Annotated in this window: 18 protein-coding genes; 5 read left to right on the forward strand and 13 right to left on the reverse strand. The window is 25.2% G+C overall.

The features are described from left to right. Positions 1–59 precede the first annotated feature (59 nt). Complete coding sequence (locus tag A966_RS04595; protein ID WP_008723033.1) at positions 60–296, forward strand: hypothetical protein; 237 nt, start codon at positions 60–62, stop codon at positions 294–296. Here A966_RS04595 and A966_RS04600 read toward each other — a convergent pair. Beyond that, positions 293–1,237, reverse strand: coding sequence for an alpha/beta fold hydrolase (locus A966_RS04600; RefSeq protein ID WP_008723034.1), 945 nt, complete (start codon positions 1,235–1,237; stop codon positions 293–295). The genes A966_RS04595 and A966_RS04600 overlap by 4 nt on opposite strands. A gap of 135 nt (positions 1,238–1,372) precedes the next feature. Here A966_RS04600 and A966_RS04605 point away from each other — a divergent pair, with 135 nt between their 5' ends. From A966_RS04605 to A966_RS04615, 3 genes are read left to right on the forward strand one after another with little or no spacing between them, the layout of a single operon-like run. Continuing rightward, a complete protein-coding gene (locus A966_RS04605; RefSeq protein ID WP_008723035.1) occupies positions 1,373–2,155 on the forward strand; it encodes a hypothetical protein in 783 nt (260 codons plus the stop codon). Between the two features lie 35 nt (positions 2,156–2,190). Then, positions 2,191–2,961: an outer membrane beta-barrel protein gene (locus tag A966_RS04610; RefSeq protein WP_008723036.1), complete on the forward strand. Its 771-nt coding sequence runs from the start codon at positions 2,191–2,193 to the stop codon at positions 2,959–2,961. Positions 2,962–2,978: 17 nt separating this feature from the next. Continuing rightward, positions 2,979–3,824, forward strand: a complete 846-nt coding sequence (locus tag A966_RS04615) for a hypothetical protein (RefSeq protein WP_008723037.1) — start codon at positions 2,979–2,981, stop codon at positions 3,822–3,824. 54 nt (positions 3,825–3,878) lie between these two features. Here A966_RS04615 and A966_RS04620 read toward each other — a convergent pair whose 3' ends face one another. The 11 genes from A966_RS04620 to A966_RS04665 all read right to left on the reverse strand — a co-directional run bounded on the left by A966_RS04620 (position 3,879) and on the right by A966_RS04665 (position 14,050). Then, positions 3,879–4,409 (reverse strand): Gx transporter family protein, encoded by a 531-nt coding sequence (locus tag A966_RS04620; protein WP_008723038.1) that lies wholly within the window; start codon positions 4,407–4,409, stop codon positions 3,879–3,881. Positions 4,410–4,417: 8 nt separating this feature from the next. Continuing rightward, positions 4,418–4,780, reverse strand: a complete 363-nt coding sequence (locus A966_RS04625) for a NusG domain II-containing protein (RefSeq protein ID WP_008723040.1) — start codon at positions 4,778–4,780, stop codon at positions 4,418–4,420. Positions 4,781–4,796: 16 nt separating this feature from the next. Next, complete coding sequence (locus A966_RS04630) at positions 4,797–5,828, reverse strand: CdaR family protein (RefSeq protein WP_008723042.1); 1,032 nt, start codon at positions 5,826–5,828, stop codon at positions 4,797–4,799. After that, on the reverse strand, positions 5,825–6,607 hold the full coding sequence (gene cdaA, locus A966_RS04635) for a diadenylate cyclase CdaA (protein WP_039955467.1): 783 nt from the start codon (positions 6,605–6,607) through the stop codon (positions 5,825–5,827). Before cdaA ends, A966_RS04630 begins: the two co-directional genes overlap by 4 nt. 75 nt (positions 6,608–6,682) lie before the next feature. Continuing rightward, positions 6,683–7,744 carry a hypothetical protein gene (locus A966_RS04640; protein ID WP_008723046.1) on the reverse strand — a complete coding sequence of 354 codons (1,062 nt, stop codon included), beginning with the start codon at positions 7,742–7,744 and terminating at the stop codon, positions 6,683–6,685. A gap of 186 nt (positions 7,745–7,930) precedes the next feature. Then, the gene (locus A966_RS04645) at positions 7,931–8,650 is read right to left on the reverse strand and encodes a hypothetical protein (RefSeq protein WP_008723048.1); all 720 of its coding nucleotides are present in this window, start codon (positions 8,648–8,650) and stop codon (positions 7,931–7,933) included. Between the two features lie 223 nt (positions 8,651–8,873). Further along, complete coding sequence (locus A966_RS13735) at positions 8,874–9,377, reverse strand: hypothetical protein (RefSeq protein ID WP_232817742.1); 504 nt, start codon at positions 9,375–9,377, stop codon at positions 8,874–8,876. Positions 9,378–9,402: 25 nt separating this feature from the next. Beyond that, positions 9,403–10,164, reverse strand: a complete 762-nt coding sequence (locus tag A966_RS13740) for a hypothetical protein (RefSeq protein ID WP_232817743.1) — start codon at positions 10,162–10,164, stop codon at positions 9,403–9,405. Beyond that, the gene (locus A966_RS04655) at positions 10,154–11,506 is read right to left on the reverse strand and encodes a tetratricopeptide repeat protein (protein ID WP_008723050.1); all 1,353 of its coding nucleotides are present in this window, start codon (positions 11,504–11,506) and stop codon (positions 10,154–10,156) included. The genes A966_RS13740 and A966_RS04655 overlap by 11 nt, the downstream gene beginning before the upstream one ends. Before the next feature lie 32 nt (positions 11,507–11,538). Further along, positions 11,539–12,606: a flavodoxin-dependent (E)-4-hydroxy-3-methylbut-2-enyl-diphosphate synthase gene (gene ispG / locus A966_RS04660; protein WP_008723052.1), complete on the reverse strand. Its 1,068-nt coding sequence runs from the start codon at positions 12,604–12,606 to the stop codon at positions 11,539–11,541. A gap of 637 nt (positions 12,607–13,243) precedes the next feature. Next, positions 13,244–14,050: a hypothetical protein gene (locus A966_RS04665; RefSeq protein ID WP_008723054.1), complete on the reverse strand. Its 807-nt coding sequence runs from the start codon at positions 14,048–14,050 to the stop codon at positions 13,244–13,246. A gap of 170 nt (positions 14,051–14,220) precedes the next feature. Here A966_RS04665 and A966_RS04670 point away from each other — a divergent pair, with 170 nt between their 5' ends. After that, on the forward strand, positions 14,221–16,218 hold the full coding sequence (locus A966_RS04670) for an ATP-dependent helicase (protein WP_008723056.1): 1,998 nt from the start codon (positions 14,221–14,223) through the stop codon (positions 16,216–16,218). A gap of 121 nt (positions 16,219–16,339) precedes the next feature. On the opposite strand, the gene A966_RS04675 is transcribed toward A966_RS04670, so the two are convergent. Further along, positions 16,340–16,771 carry a PepSY-like domain-containing protein gene (locus tag A966_RS04675; protein WP_008723058.1) on the reverse strand — a complete coding sequence of 144 codons (432 nt, stop codon included), beginning with the start codon at positions 16,769–16,771 and terminating at the stop codon, positions 16,340–16,342. Positions 16,772–17,016 lie beyond the last annotated feature (245 nt).

Below are 17,016 nucleotides of genomic sequence, written 5' to 3' on the forward strand. Positions count from 1 at the left end.
CAAATTTTATCATATTTTCTAAAGAACCTTATTCTACATATTTAATGACTTTTACATTGATGCTGGTTTATTTAGAGGTTAGGATAAATATTATTAATAATTATAATAATACAAAAGATATAGTAAATTTCCTTATGTTTGATTATGCCACTATAGTACAGAGTATTCCTAATACTTGGATAAATAATAAATTCTGCAGTCATGTTGATAAACAATTAAATATTATTTTTGCTCATTATGCACAGTACGGAACTTTAAAATCTATAGATTTTGAATATTGGAATTTAGAAGATTAATGTCCGCTTACCCTGCTGCATATACCTTCTACTATAGTGTTATAATCTTTTGTATTTTCTATATTAAGAAGATGTCCTGAATTTTCAGCTACAAATAAATCTTTATCAGGAGCTGTTATAGTTTTATAGTATTCTTTTACAATAACAGTAGGTACCTGCCAATCATTAGCACCGCATATAAAAAATATAGGTATACTGAAGTTTGTAAATTTACTTGTGTCATAATCAATTATATAATATATAAGATTTTTATTTAATATTAATGAATTATGATTAAACATATCTTTAAATGAGTATATAGGACTTTGTTTAATTATTTTATTTAATTTATCATTGCCTTCATAATACCCGGCTAATTTATATTTTACTTGTATTTCTCTAAAATTTTTAAATATTTCAAATACATTATTTTTATTTATAATATAGGGATAATTTTTTAATTTTTCTATTTTTTTTATATATTTCTGATTACCGCTTTTTTGCACAATATTATAACAATAATCAAATCCGGTTTTCTCTCCTATTTGAAAATTTACAACTTGCCCCATACCAATATAGGCAGAAACTAAATTAGGAAATTTTTTTATAAATTCAATTCCCAAAACACTTCCCCAAGAATGCCCAAGCAAAATAATATATTTAGAATTATATCTTAATTTAATATAATTAATTGTTTCTTTCAAATCTATAAGCAGTTTTTCTATAGTGATATCTTTATCTTTTGATTTATTTCTTGCCTGAGTTTTTCCTGTTCCCCTTTGATCATAGTACACTAAATTATAGTTTTGAGTTTTTGAATGCATTTTATATAAAAAATATGCTTCGCTTTCTCCTGGTCCTCCATGCAGAAACAATAAAGTAGTATCTGATTTTTTTGGGTAATGTATAAAATATTGTTCTATACCATTTATATTTACATATTCTTCAAAAAATATATCCATAATTCATTATTATATAGAATAATAGTTATTATTACAATGATAAAAATAACTAATTAATTTTATAATAATACCGTTTGATTAATATGACAATATGTGTTATTATAAAAGTATAGAATATAAAAATTAAGGGTTACAATGAAATTATGTAAAATATTAGCGGTATTATTTGTTCTTTCTTATTCGGTATTCGCTAAAAGCGGTTTAGAGCTTGGAGTTTTTGTTCCTTTAGGTTTTAATGTTGGTATTCATTATTATGACAAAGCTCCATCAAGTTTAAATAATCAGCAGGCAACTACATACAATACTTATGTTACAAATAATACAAGGACTTCTCATATTGGGTTTGATGCGGGTGCTTTATTTCAGGCAGGCTATAGATTAGAATTAAATGAAGAAATTAGTTTTAGTTTTATGGGAGAGCTTGGATACAGCAGAGATACTTTTAATTACAGATTAAAAGACAGTAAAACAGATGTTCCGGCACTTAAACAGCAGAATTATCGTTACTATACTTTTGACAGCCTTGTTATTGGTATTTTACCAAAAATTAATTATAAAAGATTTTCTTTTGGTGTAGGTGTAGGAATGAAAATATTTTTATCCGGCACAATCAATAATTCAGGATATAATCAGACATTAGGCTATACAGCTGAAACTATAAAAATGATAGATATGAAAAATTACAAAGACTATTTTACTTCAAATATAATAGCATATTTAAAATTAACTTTAGATTATTCAGTATATACATCTAAGAAATTTGATATAGTTTTAGGAGCATATATTGATTATGACTTTGCTTTAAGATATCAGATAAAAGGTTCAAAAATTAATAATCAAATTGATACTCCTATAGAAAATATATCAAGTGTAGATTTAGGTATACAAGTAGGCGTTAAAATAAGACCTATGAATTAATATTAAGTATGTAAAAAAATTATAAAGAGAAAATTATGAAAAAAGTATTGAATATATTTATAATAATGTTTTTAAGCTGCCTTACTGTTTTTGCTAAAAGCGGTATAGAATTAGGAATATTTGTTCCATTGGGTTTAAGTATTGGAATAAATCAGTATAGTTTAACGAATAAAAATCCAACATCACAGCAGAAAACTCAATTTGAATCAGCTGTAAAACAGGTGAATAGAAAATCATCAGCTGGATTCGATGCAGGTTTTTTATTTCATATAGGATACAGGTTTGATATAAATAAAGATTTTAGTATAAGTCTTCTAGGTGAATTAGGATATAATCATGATGAGTTTTCATTTTATAGCATAAGCGGAGATAAAAAAAATGAAAATAGTTATGTTTATATGTTTGAGAGTATGTCTTTTGGAATATACCCTAAATTTAATTGGAAGAAATTTTCCTTCGGAGTGAATGTAGGAATTAAGGTTCCTTTATATGCCAGAGCTATGTCATCTTATATAAATTATGATGCTAAGAATATTGATAGAAATATAGAAAATTATAATGCATTTCAGATAAAGGATTTATTTGATGTGCCTATAATACCATATCTTAGAGTTTCTGTAGATTATGAAGTTTATACTGATAAAAAATTCGCATTAGTATTGGGCGGTTATATAGGAGGAGATTTTGGTATGTCTTTTAAAAATACGATATTAAATAATCAGAGCATAGCTAAAATAACAAAACAAACTATATCTAGTTTTGACATAGGTTTTCAAGTTGGCATAAGAATACTGCCGAATAATTAATTTATAAGGAGAAAAATATGGTAAAAAAATTATTTGTATTTAGTTTGTTGCTGCTTACTGTATTAGGATGTAATAATAATGTATTAAAGCCTGATGATTTTAGTAAAGAAAGTATTGATGCAAAATATCCATATTGGCAGGTTGGTATAGAAAGTTTTGAGATAGCCAGCGAATTAACAAAATATACAACTATCACAGTAGATGAAAAAAAATATATGTTAATATGTATGGCACTTATCAGATTGGCAGTTAATACTGAGGAGTTTGTAAGCGGTATAAAGGCTGCAGATGCTGAATTGGGTTCTTCTGTAAATGACAGTTATGACGGACAAGTACTTAAAGTAGGAGATAAATATGATGCTCAAAAAGTTATAGATACTGTTCGTTCTCTTAAATATGATTTTGTATATAGAAAAATGAATACAGCAGCTGGGGTTGGTACAGGTGAAATGGGAAAATCAAGATATCTTCGTCATGGTCTTCAGCCTGAAAATGAAATACCTACAGGCGGATGGGTAGGATTCAGCAGCGGTAATTGGGGCAGTATAGACTCTACTTTATTTGGAGACTATTCTACTTATATGGAGAGTCAGGCATACGCAAATTTAGCGGGTTTAATGTTTCATGAACATATGCATAATATAGGTTTCCACCATGTGGGTCAATATGCAGTTCCTTATACTCTTCAGGGCGTAGTAACTGATATTTTAAATAAAATATTATGGAAAGATGCAATATATGGTACTAATCCAAGTTTAAAAGAGAAATATAAAGATCAGGTTAATGAACTTATAGCTTATTATCTTACAGAATATAAACATTTATTGAATGAAGATACTGTTTTTGATCCTAGTCAAAAATAATAAAGTTAATTAATTATAATTTAAAAATATAAAAGGCTTTGATAATTATTTTTATTATTGAAGTCTTTTTTTATAATCATCATTGCATAATATCATAGTGATAATACCAACTATACTTCCTGTAATAAGTGATAATATAAATACAGGTATTATTAAAAATCTTATATCCGGCAATTTAAATAAATATTTAGATAGAATAGCCTGAGATAAATTACTTATTAAAGCACCAGCTAAACTTACTCCAAATATAGAAAATATATTTTTAAAATAACTCATTAATTTCATTACTATGATTGATGTTATACCTCCGCATAATCCTAAATAAAAAGGAGGCGTTAATATATAAGCAAAAGCCAAAGCAACAGAAACATTTTTTATAAATATAAGAAGTATAAGTTCTCTGAAAGTAAATACATCTACAACCATTAATACAATAACAAAAGAAAATCCTATTCTGAAATATGGTATAGGTCTTGGAAACATATTTTCAACAGCGGCAATAAATGATGATAAAAAAGCAAAAAATATTATATCATATATTCTTCTTTTTCCTGTATGAGATTTTATATTTTCTAAAAATAACATAAATATTCCTATTGAACTATAGAATCTATTTCTATATTGTTCTCCATATTTTTTTCAAATCTTATAGATATACCATTTGGCATGCATATTATAGGGGCATTTTTTAGTACACCTTCCTTAATGCATAATTTATCCCTGCAAGGAGAGCTTTCAAACATAATTTGCCCATTACTTATAACAATTTTTGATTCACCTAATAAACCATTAACAGCAATTTCTCTGTCGGTATTTAAATCATATCTTAAAGATTTGTCATGAGTATCTATTATTATTTTACTGCTTTTATTTGAAATTAGATTCTTAGCATAAAAAAATGAGAAAATAATTATAAATAAAAATATTAGCACATCGCCGTATTTTAATCTTTTCATTATTTACAAATTTACCTTATTCATTAGATGCATTATTTAAATTATTTTCATTTGTATTTTCATTAGTATTGATGATATTATTATCTCTTTCTGTTATTTCAATATCAAAGAATGAAGGTTCTATTTCTAGGAGTCTGGTATGTTCGGGTATATTGGCTTCTACTGATATATTAGAATAAATACCGGCATTAGTTAATTTTTTCAGATCTATATATAATTTAATATCATCAGGCGATAAATTTGACAGCATTACTTTATTTGCTTCTAAAATTACTTTATTTATTATAAGCGAATTAGTATTGTTTATTTTGAATTTACCGCTTAGATTGTCTATTCTTATTGCAATATTATTAAATTCTTTTCTGTCAAGATTTCTATCAAAGATGATATTAATATTTACCCTTGAAACATCTGATTTGATATTTACAGGTGAATTTACCCTTGATATTGTAGAATAATCCAAATATTTGCCTGTTACATCTACATTATAAGTTTTAATTTCATTCATAGATGATACTAAAGTTTTAGGGCCCGATATTATAGTGTTAGAAGGATTTACTCTTATATTTTCAATTGTAAGTCCGTAAGAAGTCTTTCCTACTACAGGTACTTTTATAGGTACAGTTTTATATGATAGTTCATCTAGTATTATAGGTATTTCTCTAGGATTAACAGTAATATTCATTTTTGAGTAATCTATGTCTCCATCTAAAAGAACCTCATACATATTGCTGCCTATAACAGCATTTGTAAGATCTATATAAGCACTAAATTCTGTAGGAAGTTCATAAATATTATCTTTGAATCCTGTTAAAGTTACTGTAATATCTTCAGGCACATCATTCGCTATTAATAATCTTGAAGGGGTGTTTTTTATTTCTATTTTTGCAACATAGTCTTTAGTATATTCTTTTTGATATCTTACAAATAGAAACAATAAAAATGACATTAAAAGACATAATAATTTAATACCTAATCTATTAGTTATACGGACTAATATTTTTTTAAAATTAAATTTACTTAAATTTGATGTTTTTTTACTTTTCATTTTTTTATCTCTAAAAGTTCCCCAAGCCTTTTATATAATTCTTCTCTATTTAAATTATATTCTAATATACCATTATGAACAATAGATACGCATTGAGTTTCCTCTGAAACTACAACTACAACTGCATCTGTTTGTTCTGAAATACCTAATGCTGCTCTATGTCTAGTTCCTAATCTTCTATTTTTTATTTGAGGCTCTATTTCTGTAAGCGGCAGATATGCACTTGCAGCTGCTATTCTATTTTCCATTATTATGGCAGCACCATCATGAATAGGGTTGTTTTTAAAAAATATAGCTTCAATAAGCTCTATGGATATATCAGCATTAAGCTTTACTGCTCTATCAACTAGAGAATGAAGAGATATATTTCTTTGAAAGACTATTAAAGCACCATATCCTTTATATGATAAATTAAATGTGGCACTTAATATCTTTTGTATTTGATCTTCATCATATCTAAATGACTTTTTTAAAAATGCTCTTCCGCCTAATATTCTCAAAGCATGTTTTATTTCTGCTTGGAATATCACTACAACGGCTATAAGTCCTACTTGAAAGAATTGATCAAATATCCAAGATAATGTAGAAAGTCCGAATACTTTTGCTATTAATGTTATAAAAAATAATATTATAAAACCTATTGCTATGCTGTAAGCTCTTGTATTATACATAAGCATATATATAATATAGAATAATACAGCAACCAATATTATATCCAGACCATAAAAGAAATATCGCCAATTTGAAGTTGATATAAAATTATTTATTACATAAAGCATCGCTTTCTAATTATATCACAAATATATAATTTGTAAATATTTTATTATTATGTATGATAATAAAATTATAAGTATCTAATTAGAAAATAAGTATTTATAAAAGCTGTCAGGCCTTATATAAGGTTTTAATTCCTCAATACTTATATTTATAAAACTATATTCTATCTTTTCTCTTGTAAAAAAGAAATGAATAGTTAAAGAACCATCAGTATTAAAATATATTTCAGCATAATTAAGCGAGGTTATATATTCATCAAAATATTCCGAGAAATTATCATTCTCATAATTATCAGTTTGTTCTTTTATTTTATTTTTCAAAAAAGTTCTGAACTCTTCAGTATCATATACTAAATTTCCTAAATAATTATTTATTTTTACCAATGAATCTATATCAAATATATTTACATAAGATTTATAAATCATATCATTTTCTAAATAATATACATCATAATAGTTGATAATAGAAAATATATTATTATCAAAGTAATCTGAAATATAAGAAAATTCAGTATGGTTTAAATTATCATTTTGATTATGGGTTTGCATGTTTTTATCGAGATTATCATTCATATCAGAGATTAATTCATTTAATGTGATATTTGTTACTTTTCCTTTATATATGGCTAAAGATTTATTATCTATGTATATGCTCCCTATAGCACAGGCATTTCCTTTATACTCTTTTTCCATATATATTTCATGAATACAATGAATAAATTTTATAGTTTTTATGCTGCATTCTGATGATTTATCTTTGTTTCTCCATTTACCATTTAAATTAACATATACTTCATTTTTTGAATTGATAATATCGTATAATTGATTTTCCTTAAAAGTAAAAACAAAAATTTCATTATTAGGAGTATTTATAGTCATGCCTTTTTTATCAATACTGCCTTCTAATTGTACAGTATTATTCTTGATTACATATTTATAATGCCCTTTTATTGTGCTGATTTTACCTTCCATAATAGAATCAGGATTTTTTATTTTTATATGCATAGTTATAGGGGAGTTATCTATAGTGCCGTTAAGTGTAAGAAGCAGGTATTTATCAATATAAGTATTGTCTGAAATATTAGGGTATATATTAATAGTCATCATAAATAATAATATTAATATATAAATTTTTTTCATAATAAATACCTTTAATTATAAAAATTTCATATTCTTGTTAAAGAAAATTCGGTTTTTATATTGATAAATTTAATTTGTAAATATAAAAATAATAAATTATTATATAAAAAATAATAAAAAACCTGCCTTACAACTTAAAATATAAGACAGGCTTTTTAAATATGATTGTTTTCTTTAATAGATAAATTATGCTTTAGGTCCGAATTTAAATCCTAACTGTAAACCTATATCAAAAGTACCTCCATCAAGAAAAGGAGCGCTTACACTTCCATCTGTAGCAATTTTAGGCATAAAATCATAACCCAAATATAAACCTATATTCATAGCTATTTTATCAGTAAAGAATATAGAATAGTCGAAAGTACCTTTAATATAACCTATTAATGCTGTAGAATACATAGTACCTATATCATTCATATTTAATTTAAGACTTCCTGCATCAGTATCTCCATATTTAAGATTAATAGTTGAAGCCATAGGAATTTTTATCCCTCCGCCTATACCTATTGCAAATGCCCCAATATTTACTTTAGGAAGCAATCCTATTTGTATGCTTTCAAAAGATTGTGATAAATTTATTCTAGGTGCTCCATCTATTCCTGTTATAGCATAACCGTCTATAGAATAAGCAGAAGTATCATGTGCGTATCCTATTTCTCCTAATATACTAATACCTACTCCTTCAGTTATACCAATCATATAACCTAATTGAGCGGTAACTCCAGCGTCAAAACCAACTCCTCCTTTAATAACATCTTTTGGTGCTCCTGCAGGTAATTCAGGAATACCTATGCTTAATCCTAATGGTACATTGAGTATGAACTCGAATCCGCTTGCTGCGAATGCTGATGTGCTTAATGCTGTTGCTAATACAGCTGTGAAAATAATTTTTTTCAAGTGTTTCATAAAAAACTCCTATATATTTTTTATTTATAACTATTAAAGATTATTTTCCTTTAATAATTTATGCTTGGTTAATATAAACTATATTTTGTTAATTGCATTTGAAGTATTAAGTTTTTTAAATACTTCAAAGTACAATTATTTTTATAAAATATATTTACATTTACTATATGATAAAAAGTGAATATTGCATTTGAAGTATGCACTTTTTTAAATACTTCAAAAATTATTTTAAAATTTTTTTGAATATGCTGTATTTTGAAATTAATTCTATATGGCGTTTATATTGTTCTTTAAAATTTTTGTAATAATATTTGGTGAAATTATAAAGCTCTATATATCCTATGTCTGTTTTTTGATAGTTATTTTTTATTATTATTTTATAAATTAAATCTTCATCTTTTTTTGTTAGCTTTATTGGTTTGTATTCATTATTATTTTCACTATTGATTTTTTTTAGTTCTTCTATCTTTCTTTTGAAGAAGGAAAAATCATCATTAGAAATCCTATCTGTAAAGTATAAAAAAATTAATATTTTATTATTGAAAAACTCAGTATAATTTTTTATATATCTATTATGCTCTTTCTGATATTCGATTAATTTTTTATTGAAGTAAATATATTCTTTCAGATATGAATCATTGTTATAATCTTCATACGAAAATACTTCAAACATTTTTATAAGATTTTTTTTATAAAATGTTTCTTTATTTTCTAGTTTGAATTCCATATATAAATATTCTTTTTTTTCTTTCTTATCTTTTTTTGAATGATTTATAAAGTTTTCTGTATGATTTTAAAAGTTTATTATGTTCATCTTCTGTTATTTTTTCTTGTTTGAAATTGTCAAAAATATAAAAAGGTATGAAGTATAATTTATAATCATAATATATCATTTTATCATTATCTTTTAACTCGTAATTTTTAATATTATTATATAAGCATTTTATTTTGGCATTTATTATATTATAATAATTATTATCTTTGCTGTATAAAATATCCTTTAATTTACTTCTCTCAAGTTCAAAATATTCTACTATTATGTCAAATAATTCAATTTCTTCTAAAGAATAAAAATAACCTTCTTTTCCTTTTTCTTCGCTTTTCAATTTATATGCCGGAAATACTGATTTTATATATTGACTTTGCTTTATTCTTTCTTTTATTCTTTTTATATATTCTTCGCTGTCTATTTTATTGTTATACAATATATTATAATATTCTACAAAGGCATCTCGGCTTAAAAAATATGTATATGATTTATTTATTATGCTTTTTATCTCATTTTTATTTATATATTTTATTTTTTCAGAACTGTCATAATCAAATATACCATGATTTTTTATTATTACTTTTCTTACTTTATAATCTTTATTAGTATCTTTTTCTCTTCCGGATACACTTTCAATTATATAAATATTTTTACTAGTATTTATTATCTCCTTCAAAGAAGAAATATGTTTTTTTGAATCTTTATAATTGAATTCTATATTTTTTGTATTTATATCAAATACCATATTCTGTAATTTCCATTATTATTTTTTCTATTCTCTTATAATATTTGTTTTCTTCGTCAATATTATCTTTGGCTTTATTAAGATAATACAATGCTTCTTCTTTTAATTTATAATCCAAAAAAGATATATCATATAATTCATATACAGCAATTCCTTTAAGATAGAAATACCAAAAATCATTTTTCTCTTTTAAACATTCAATATATTCTAAAGCTTCATCGCATAATTTTTCTGCAACATGAAAATCATTTTCATATTTATAAATATCAGATAATCTTAAAGTATTAATTATTAAATTTATATTGATATTATTATTAACTTTATGTTTGCATATATTTTTATAATATTTTACTTTTGTATAATTTTTATTGTCTCTATCCACTTTAGAAAATATTTTTAAAGCTTCTTCATAATTTTTTTTATTGAATTTTAATTTGCCGCTATTGTAGTAGCCTTCAGAAAAATCATTAATATCATTATCTACTTCAATATCCAAAAATATTTCTTCATCTCTCTCTAAATTATAATTGCACCAAGCTATGTAATGATCGCATTTTATTCTATCTAAAGGAGAATAAAATTGATTTCTTAAAAATATTTTCTTTGCCTTTCTGAAATCTTTTAAAGCTTCTTCATAATTTTTTAATGTATAATAAAGTTTTGCTCTGTTATAATAACTTTCAGCCTGTATTGAATTAATGCTGATTGATTTATTGAAATCTTCTAATGCTTCATCATATATTTTAAGATTATATTTCAAAAATCCTCTTAGATTATAGGCTTTATAATCATCATTATTTTTATTAATAAAAAAGTTATAATTTTCCATTATGTCTATATAATCATATTTTACTTTTTCTCTATTAAAATACTTTATATAGTTTTTTATTTGAGAGGAAGTTTTTAATATAAGTTGTTCCTTATCATAATAGGATAGCGGATTTTTAATGAAATTTTTTATATGTTTTTTTATTATAAAATTATTAGATATATTTTTTAAATATTCTATATCCTGCTTCATTAATTGTTCTAATTCTTTTGTATATTCATTATTTTTTGATTTATATATTTCTAATAATTTTTTGCAGGTTTTATATCTATAGCAATATGCCAATAAATAATATTTATTTGATTTTATTGCTTTTGAAAAGTATTCAATAGATATTTTTAATTTATCTTCATCGTTTTCTAACTGCATTAAATATGCAAATAAAATATATAATTTATAGTATTTTAAATCTTCTTTTACTATATCAGATAATAATTTTTCGGATAATAAATATAGATTATTTTTGTATGATTCTCTTATGTTTATTATGATATCTTTTATTTTTTTATCCATTATACAAATTATTTAATATATAAATAGATTTATTAGAACTCTTCTATTTTTTTTGTAAGGAAATTTATAATATTATTTTTATCTACTTTTATAGGTTCATTTTCCTTTTCAAAAAATATAAAATTGCCGTCTCCTGTTCCAGCCACTCCAAAATCAGCATGCCTTGCTTCTCCCGGACCATTTACAACGCAGCCCATAATAGCTATAGTGATATTCTTTTTGATATTCTGAACATGTTTTTCTATAAAGCTAGCTACCTCTTCAACATTTACCTGACATCTTCCGCAGGTAGGACATGATATTATTTCTATAGAAGGTTCATTTCTTATGCCTAGAAATTTAAGGAGCATTCTTCCTGCCATTACTTCTTCCATAGGATCTCCTGTTATAGAGTATCTTATAGTATCGCCAATACCATGCATTATTAAATATGATAAAGCACTTGTACTTTTTATTAGTGAGCTTCTTAAAGTTCCTGCCTCTGTTACTCCTAAATGTATAGGATAATTGAATTTTTCTCTAAATAGAGTATTAGCTTCTATTGTAGTTTTTATATCTGAAGATTTTAAAGATACTTTTATATTAGTAAAATCTAAATCTTCCATAAGTTTTATATGTTCAGCGGCACTTTTCACCATGTTTTCAGGAGTTACTTCTTTATATACGCTTCTGTCCAAACTTCCTCCATTTACTCCAACCCTTATTGTAAGGTTCCTTTCTTTAGCTTCTTTTATAACCTCTTTTACTTTTTCTTTGTCTTTTATATTTCCCGGATTAAGTCTTAAAGAATCAATACCGCTTTTCATACTTTCTAATGCCAATCTATGATCAAAATGTATATCAGCAATTAAAGGTACTTTCGTTTGATTTTTTATTTCTTTAATAGCTTTTGCAGCATCCATATCCAAAACGGCAAGCCTTACTATATCAACTCCTGCATCTTCAAGCGATTTTATCTGTTCAACAGTATCTTTTATATTTCTAGTATCTGTATTTGTCATAGACTGAATACTAATAGGATTGTTTCCGCCTATTAAAACATTTCCAATTTTTACAGTTTTTACTTTTTTTCTTATATCATTAATATTATCTATATTCATTTTGTTTCCTTAGTAATTACTTTTTAAAAAATTATATAGTTTATAGTATCATTTTAAAATATTTTTGCAAATGTATTTTAATAGTTTATATTCAATTTATCAAATATGTTTTATCTATATATAGAAATTTGTTATGAAAATATAAAGTAATGAATATTACATTTAATTTAAATAATAATGCTTATAAGCAGATTATATAATGAATTAATATTTTTAATTAACAATATTCTATAATAGACTTGTTTCAAAACTAAATTTATAAATTTTTAATTTAATATTTTTTAAATTATAGTTGGGGCTTTGCCCCAAACCCCACTTCTTTTGTTGGCACAAAGAAGCAAAAAGACTGCATATTTATATACTAAAATACTAAATTATGCAACATGGAAAACATCATGTTTATAATTTTAAAATTAAATAATTTTTATAATTAATCTTGTCAAGTAGTTTTGAAACAAGTCTAATATATTTGAAATCAAGTTTTTTATTAATGTTTTTCATTACTTATATAATTTTTTTACTTTTTATTAATATATAAAAATATATATGAATTTTTTATATTAGTATGATTTTAAATATAAAAAACTGTGCAGGATATACCAGCACAGTAATATATACAAATTAAATAATTATTGAGTTACTGTTTAGTTAGGGTAACTTCAAGCGTGGTATCAGATGAATAATAACGTTCTAAGCCTTTTACTTTATTATTTTCTATTAAAACATCATAGACAGTATGAAAGCTATCAAATAAAACTTTATATTGATTAACTCCTCCATTAACAGTAGATATAGTAGTTAATGTATAATAATTTCCATATATTTTATGTTCAGTATTATTATCTGCAGTAGTAGATGATAGGAAAAAATTTCCAGGTATCTTATATGTTTCAGTTCCTATGAGCATAGTAACAAAATCAGCATCAATAGTTAATGTAACACTATCGCTTCCAGATTTTCCTGTCCAACTTCCTTGAACTTGATTTATTATTTTTCTTTCAGTACGGTCTACTCCTATTAAACCTTCTATTGCTAATGTATTATCAGAACTATTAATAATTCTTACATGTCCTATAGAAGATGTATTATATGGTAATATTATAGTGCCTTCATAACCATTTCCGTATATAATATATATTCTTGAATCCTTATAAATATATTCTCCATCTACTTGTCTGCTATATATAGTTGATCTATCAAAATTTACAGGGCTGGAATCATTTGATTTAGCTAATCCTGTTATTCCTCCATTGTTAAAATTAAGGGTATAAGCTTTACCATCTACACTAAAAAATTTTAATCCCTTATCAATATAATAAGAGGATATACCAATGGCTGAATATTCTTTCAGTGTTTGTGTAGTAGGATTCGTTGCTTCATTTCCGCATCCTATTATAAATAGTGATAATATTAAAAAAATAAGTGATAATATAATATTTCTCATTATGATATTTCTCCTAATATTTTTACATATTATAAATATTAAACAATAAAAATCAATATCTAAAGTTTTAATTTATTAATATTTAACTATATAAAAATATATTAATTATAAATTTTACATTATTTAAATATAATATATAATAGCTTTTCAAAATGAGAGGTATTTTAACTATGGCATTAATGTTAAATGAAGAACAAAGACAAGCAGTAGAACATATTGACGGACCTTTACTTGCATTGGCTGGAGCAGGATCTGGAAAGACTAGAGTTATTACAGAGAGAATAGCATACTTAATAAAACATGGAGTGCTTCCTAGTCAGATACTTGCAGTTACTTTTACTAATAAAGCAGCCGCTGAAATGCGTGAGCGTATAACAAAATTATTAAAAGAAAAACCAAAACAATTAGTTGTAAGTACATTTCATTCATTTTGTGTGAGAGTGCTGAAAGGCGATATTGATAAATTAGGGTATAAAAATAATTTTAGTATATATTCTTCATCTGACAGCAGAACTTTAATACGAAATATTTTAAGAGAAATAAAGATTAATACTCTTAATTATGATGAAAACTTATTTGCTTGGTATATTGACAGATTTAAAAATAATTTGATGAAGCCTTATGAGGTAGAGCCTCATGATGATTTAGAAAAAATTGCTAAGAGAGTCTATGAAGTTTATCAAAGCTATTTAAAAGGATATAATGCCGTTGATTTTAATGATCTTATTAATCTTACAATAGATTTATATATAGAGTTTCCGGAAGTTCTTGATAAATATCAGGAGAGATTCAGATATATAATGGTAGATGAATATCAGGATACTAATTTTGCACAATACAAACTTACAACTTTGCTTGCTTCAAAATATAGAAATATTGCCGTTGTAGGAGATGATGATCAAAGTATATATGCATTCAGAGGTGCTGATGTATCAAATATACTTTCTTTTGAAAATGAGTATCCGGATGCTAAAATAGTAACGCTTACGAGAAATTATAGAAGTACAAAAGCAATACTTGAGGCAGCACATTCCGTAATAAGCAATAATACACAAAGAAAGGATAAAAAGGTTGTAGCAGAAGGTGAGGAAGGAATACCTCCTACTATAATGCCTTGCGAAGATGAGAGGGAGGAAGCTCAGTTTGTTGCTGATTCTATAATAAATTATTCTATAAGCAAAAGATTAAATTATGAAGATTTTGCTGTACTTTTTAGAATGAATGCTCAGTCAAGACTTTTTGAAGAGGCTTTCAGACTTAGAGGACTTCCATATACGGTTGTCGGAGCTTTTCAATTTTATGAAAGAAAGGAGATTAAAGATATATTAGCCTATCTTAATTTATTTGTTAATCCTGAAGATGAAGTTTCTCTGCTTAGGGTTATAAATATACCTAAAAGGGGAATAGGGGCGGTTGCTATAAATAATCTTAATGAAGCTAGTATAAAAAATGGAGTTTCACTATATGAGACATTACTCAATTATGAGAGTATGGAAGAAATTTCTCCTAAGGCTAAAGCAGGTATAAAAGATTTTCTTGAAGTTATAGAGCATTATCATAATTTATTTACTGTTGATAAAAATGATTTAGAGCGTCCTAAACTATATGAGAACATAAATAAGTTTTTAGATGTTATTGCTTATCATAATGAGATTTTAAATTCAAGCGATACAAAAGAGCAGGGTGCTAAGAAAATTGAGAATGTAGAATCTCTAATGAACGGCATACTTGAATATGAAAAGTCTAATAAAAATGCTACTTTAAAAAATTATTTAGATAGAATTTTACTTATGAGCATAGAGGAGCAAAATGATGAGGAGGATAAAAAGAAAGGTATTATGCTTATGAGTATACATGCTGCTAAAGGACTTGAGTTTCCTTATGTTTATATATGCGGAATGGAGGACGGTATTATGCCTCATCAGAAAAGTTTAGATGAAAATGGATTGGAAGAGGAGAGAAGACTTTGTTATGTTGCTATGACTAGGGCTAAAAAGCATTTAACGCTTACATACTGCAGAAGCAGAACTAAGATGGGAAGAAAAATTGAATGCACGCCTTCTGTATTTTTAGAGGAAATGAGCGAGAATTTGCCTGAAGAAATGGCTATGAATGAAGAGGAGTTTTTCTCTAATTTAAAGGCTTCTTTAAAACCTGAAAATAAATAATTTATTTTTTTGTTAGTAATAAAATTTATAAGAATATAAAAAAGAGAGCTATTTTTTAGCCCTCTTTTTATTTAGTTTATTATCTTTCTATAAATAAATATTTGTATTTAATCAGTATTTATCAGTCATCGAATTTCTGTCCCATTAACTGACCATTGCTTGATATGAACAATTCCATAAAGTTATTTAGTTTTACTTTGTAATTTCCCCATTCTTTTTCAACATCTATCACAGCAGCCTGAGGATAAGTATTTCTTATAGTGTTTGCTATATTAGCAGGTAAAGCTTTGAAAGGTACAGCATTATACTCACCGTCTATGCTATGCCAATCACCATTGTATAAGAAGTCTATTTTAGCACCGTTAGATAATTTTACCTCAAATTTTCCGTCATCTCTCTCTACTTTCCATATTTGTGTATTTGGATAAATTTGCTGTATAAAACTTCTAGCATTTTGAGGAAGCGAAGAAGCTGGTACTACCCAATCAGCAAAAGCACTTGAAGTAGAAATTATAGTTAAAGTTATTAATAAAGCGAATAATTTTTTAGTCATAGTAAATCTCCTTTTGTTTTTATTTTTATTTTTTATCACATGTAAATTATCTTTACAATTATAAGTATAGCCTAAATACAGATTTTGTCAATATAGTTTACATGTAATTTACAAAAAATTTACATAAAATATAGGTTTTAATAGATATAATAATACATATTATACATAGTCTTTTCTAAATATATATAAAAACTCAATAAATGTAAAATTTAATTACATTTATTGAAATGTTATACAAATATTTA

The organism is Brachyspira hampsonii 30446 (assembly GCF_000316195.1).
GTDB lineage: Bacteria > Spirochaetota > Brachyspiria > Brachyspirales > Brachyspiraceae > Brachyspira > Brachyspira hampsonii_C.

Bases quoted from the DNA above. Each gene is read 5' to 3' on its own strand.
- A966_RS04605 (WP_008723035.1), top strand. From the start codon at position 1,373: ATGAAATTATGTAAAATATTAGCGGTATTATTTGTTCTTTCTTATTCG.
- A966_RS04630 (WP_008723042.1), bottom strand. From the start codon at position 5,828: ATGAAAAGTAAAAAAACATCAAATTTAAGTAAATTTAATTTTAAAAAA.
- A966_RS13735 (WP_232817742.1), bottom strand. From the start codon at position 9,377: ATGGAATTCAAACTAGAAAATAAAGAAACATTTTATAAAAAAAATCTT.
- A966_RS04620 (WP_008723038.1), bottom strand. From the start codon at position 4,409: ATGTTATTTTTAGAAAATATAAAATCTCATACAGGAAAAAGAAGAATA.
- A966_RS04675 (WP_008723058.1), bottom strand. From the start codon at position 16,771: ATGACTAAAAAATTATTCGCTTTATTAATAACTTTAACTATAATTTCT.
- A966_RS04615 (WP_008723037.1), top strand. From the start codon at position 2,979: ATGGTAAAAAAATTATTTGTATTTAGTTTGTTGCTGCTTACTGTATTA.
- A966_RS04640 (WP_008723046.1), bottom strand. From the start codon at position 7,744: ATGAAAAAAATTTATATATTAATATTATTATTTATGATGACTATTAAT.
- A966_RS13740 (WP_232817743.1), bottom strand. From the start codon at position 10,164: ATGGTATTTGATATAAATACAAAAAATATAGAATTCAATTATAAAGAT.
- A966_RS04665 (WP_008723054.1), bottom strand. From the start codon at position 14,050: ATGAGAAATATTATATTATCACTTATTTTTTTAATATTATCACTATTT.
- A966_RS04595 (WP_008723033.1), top strand. From the start codon at position 60: ATGCTGGTTTATTTAGAGGTTAGGATAAATATTATTAATAATTATAAT.
- A966_RS04655 (WP_008723050.1), bottom strand. From the start codon at position 11,506: ATGGATAAAAAAATAAAAGATATCATAATAAACATAAGAGAATCATAC.
- A966_RS04670 (WP_008723056.1), top strand. From the start codon at position 14,221: ATGGCATTAATGTTAAATGAAGAACAAAGACAAGCAGTAGAACATATT.
- A966_RS04625 (WP_008723040.1), bottom strand. From the start codon at position 4,780: ATGAAAAGATTAAAATACGGCGATGTGCTAATATTTTTATTTATAATT.
- ispG (WP_008723052.1), bottom strand. From the start codon at position 12,606: ATGAATATAGATAATATTAATGATATAAGAAAAAAAGTAAAAACTGTA.
- A966_RS04600 (WP_008723034.1), bottom strand. From the start codon at position 1,237: ATGGATATATTTTTTGAAGAATATGTAAATATAAATGGTATAGAACAA.
- A966_RS04645 (WP_008723048.1), bottom strand. From the start codon at position 8,650: ATGAAACACTTGAAAAAAATTATTTTCACAGCTGTATTAGCAACAGCA.
- A966_RS04610 (WP_008723036.1), top strand. From the start codon at position 2,191: ATGAAAAAAGTATTGAATATATTTATAATAATGTTTTTAAGCTGCCTT.
- cdaA (WP_039955467.1), bottom strand. From the start codon at position 6,607: ATGCTTTATGTAATAAATAATTTTATATCAACTTCAAATTGGCGATAT.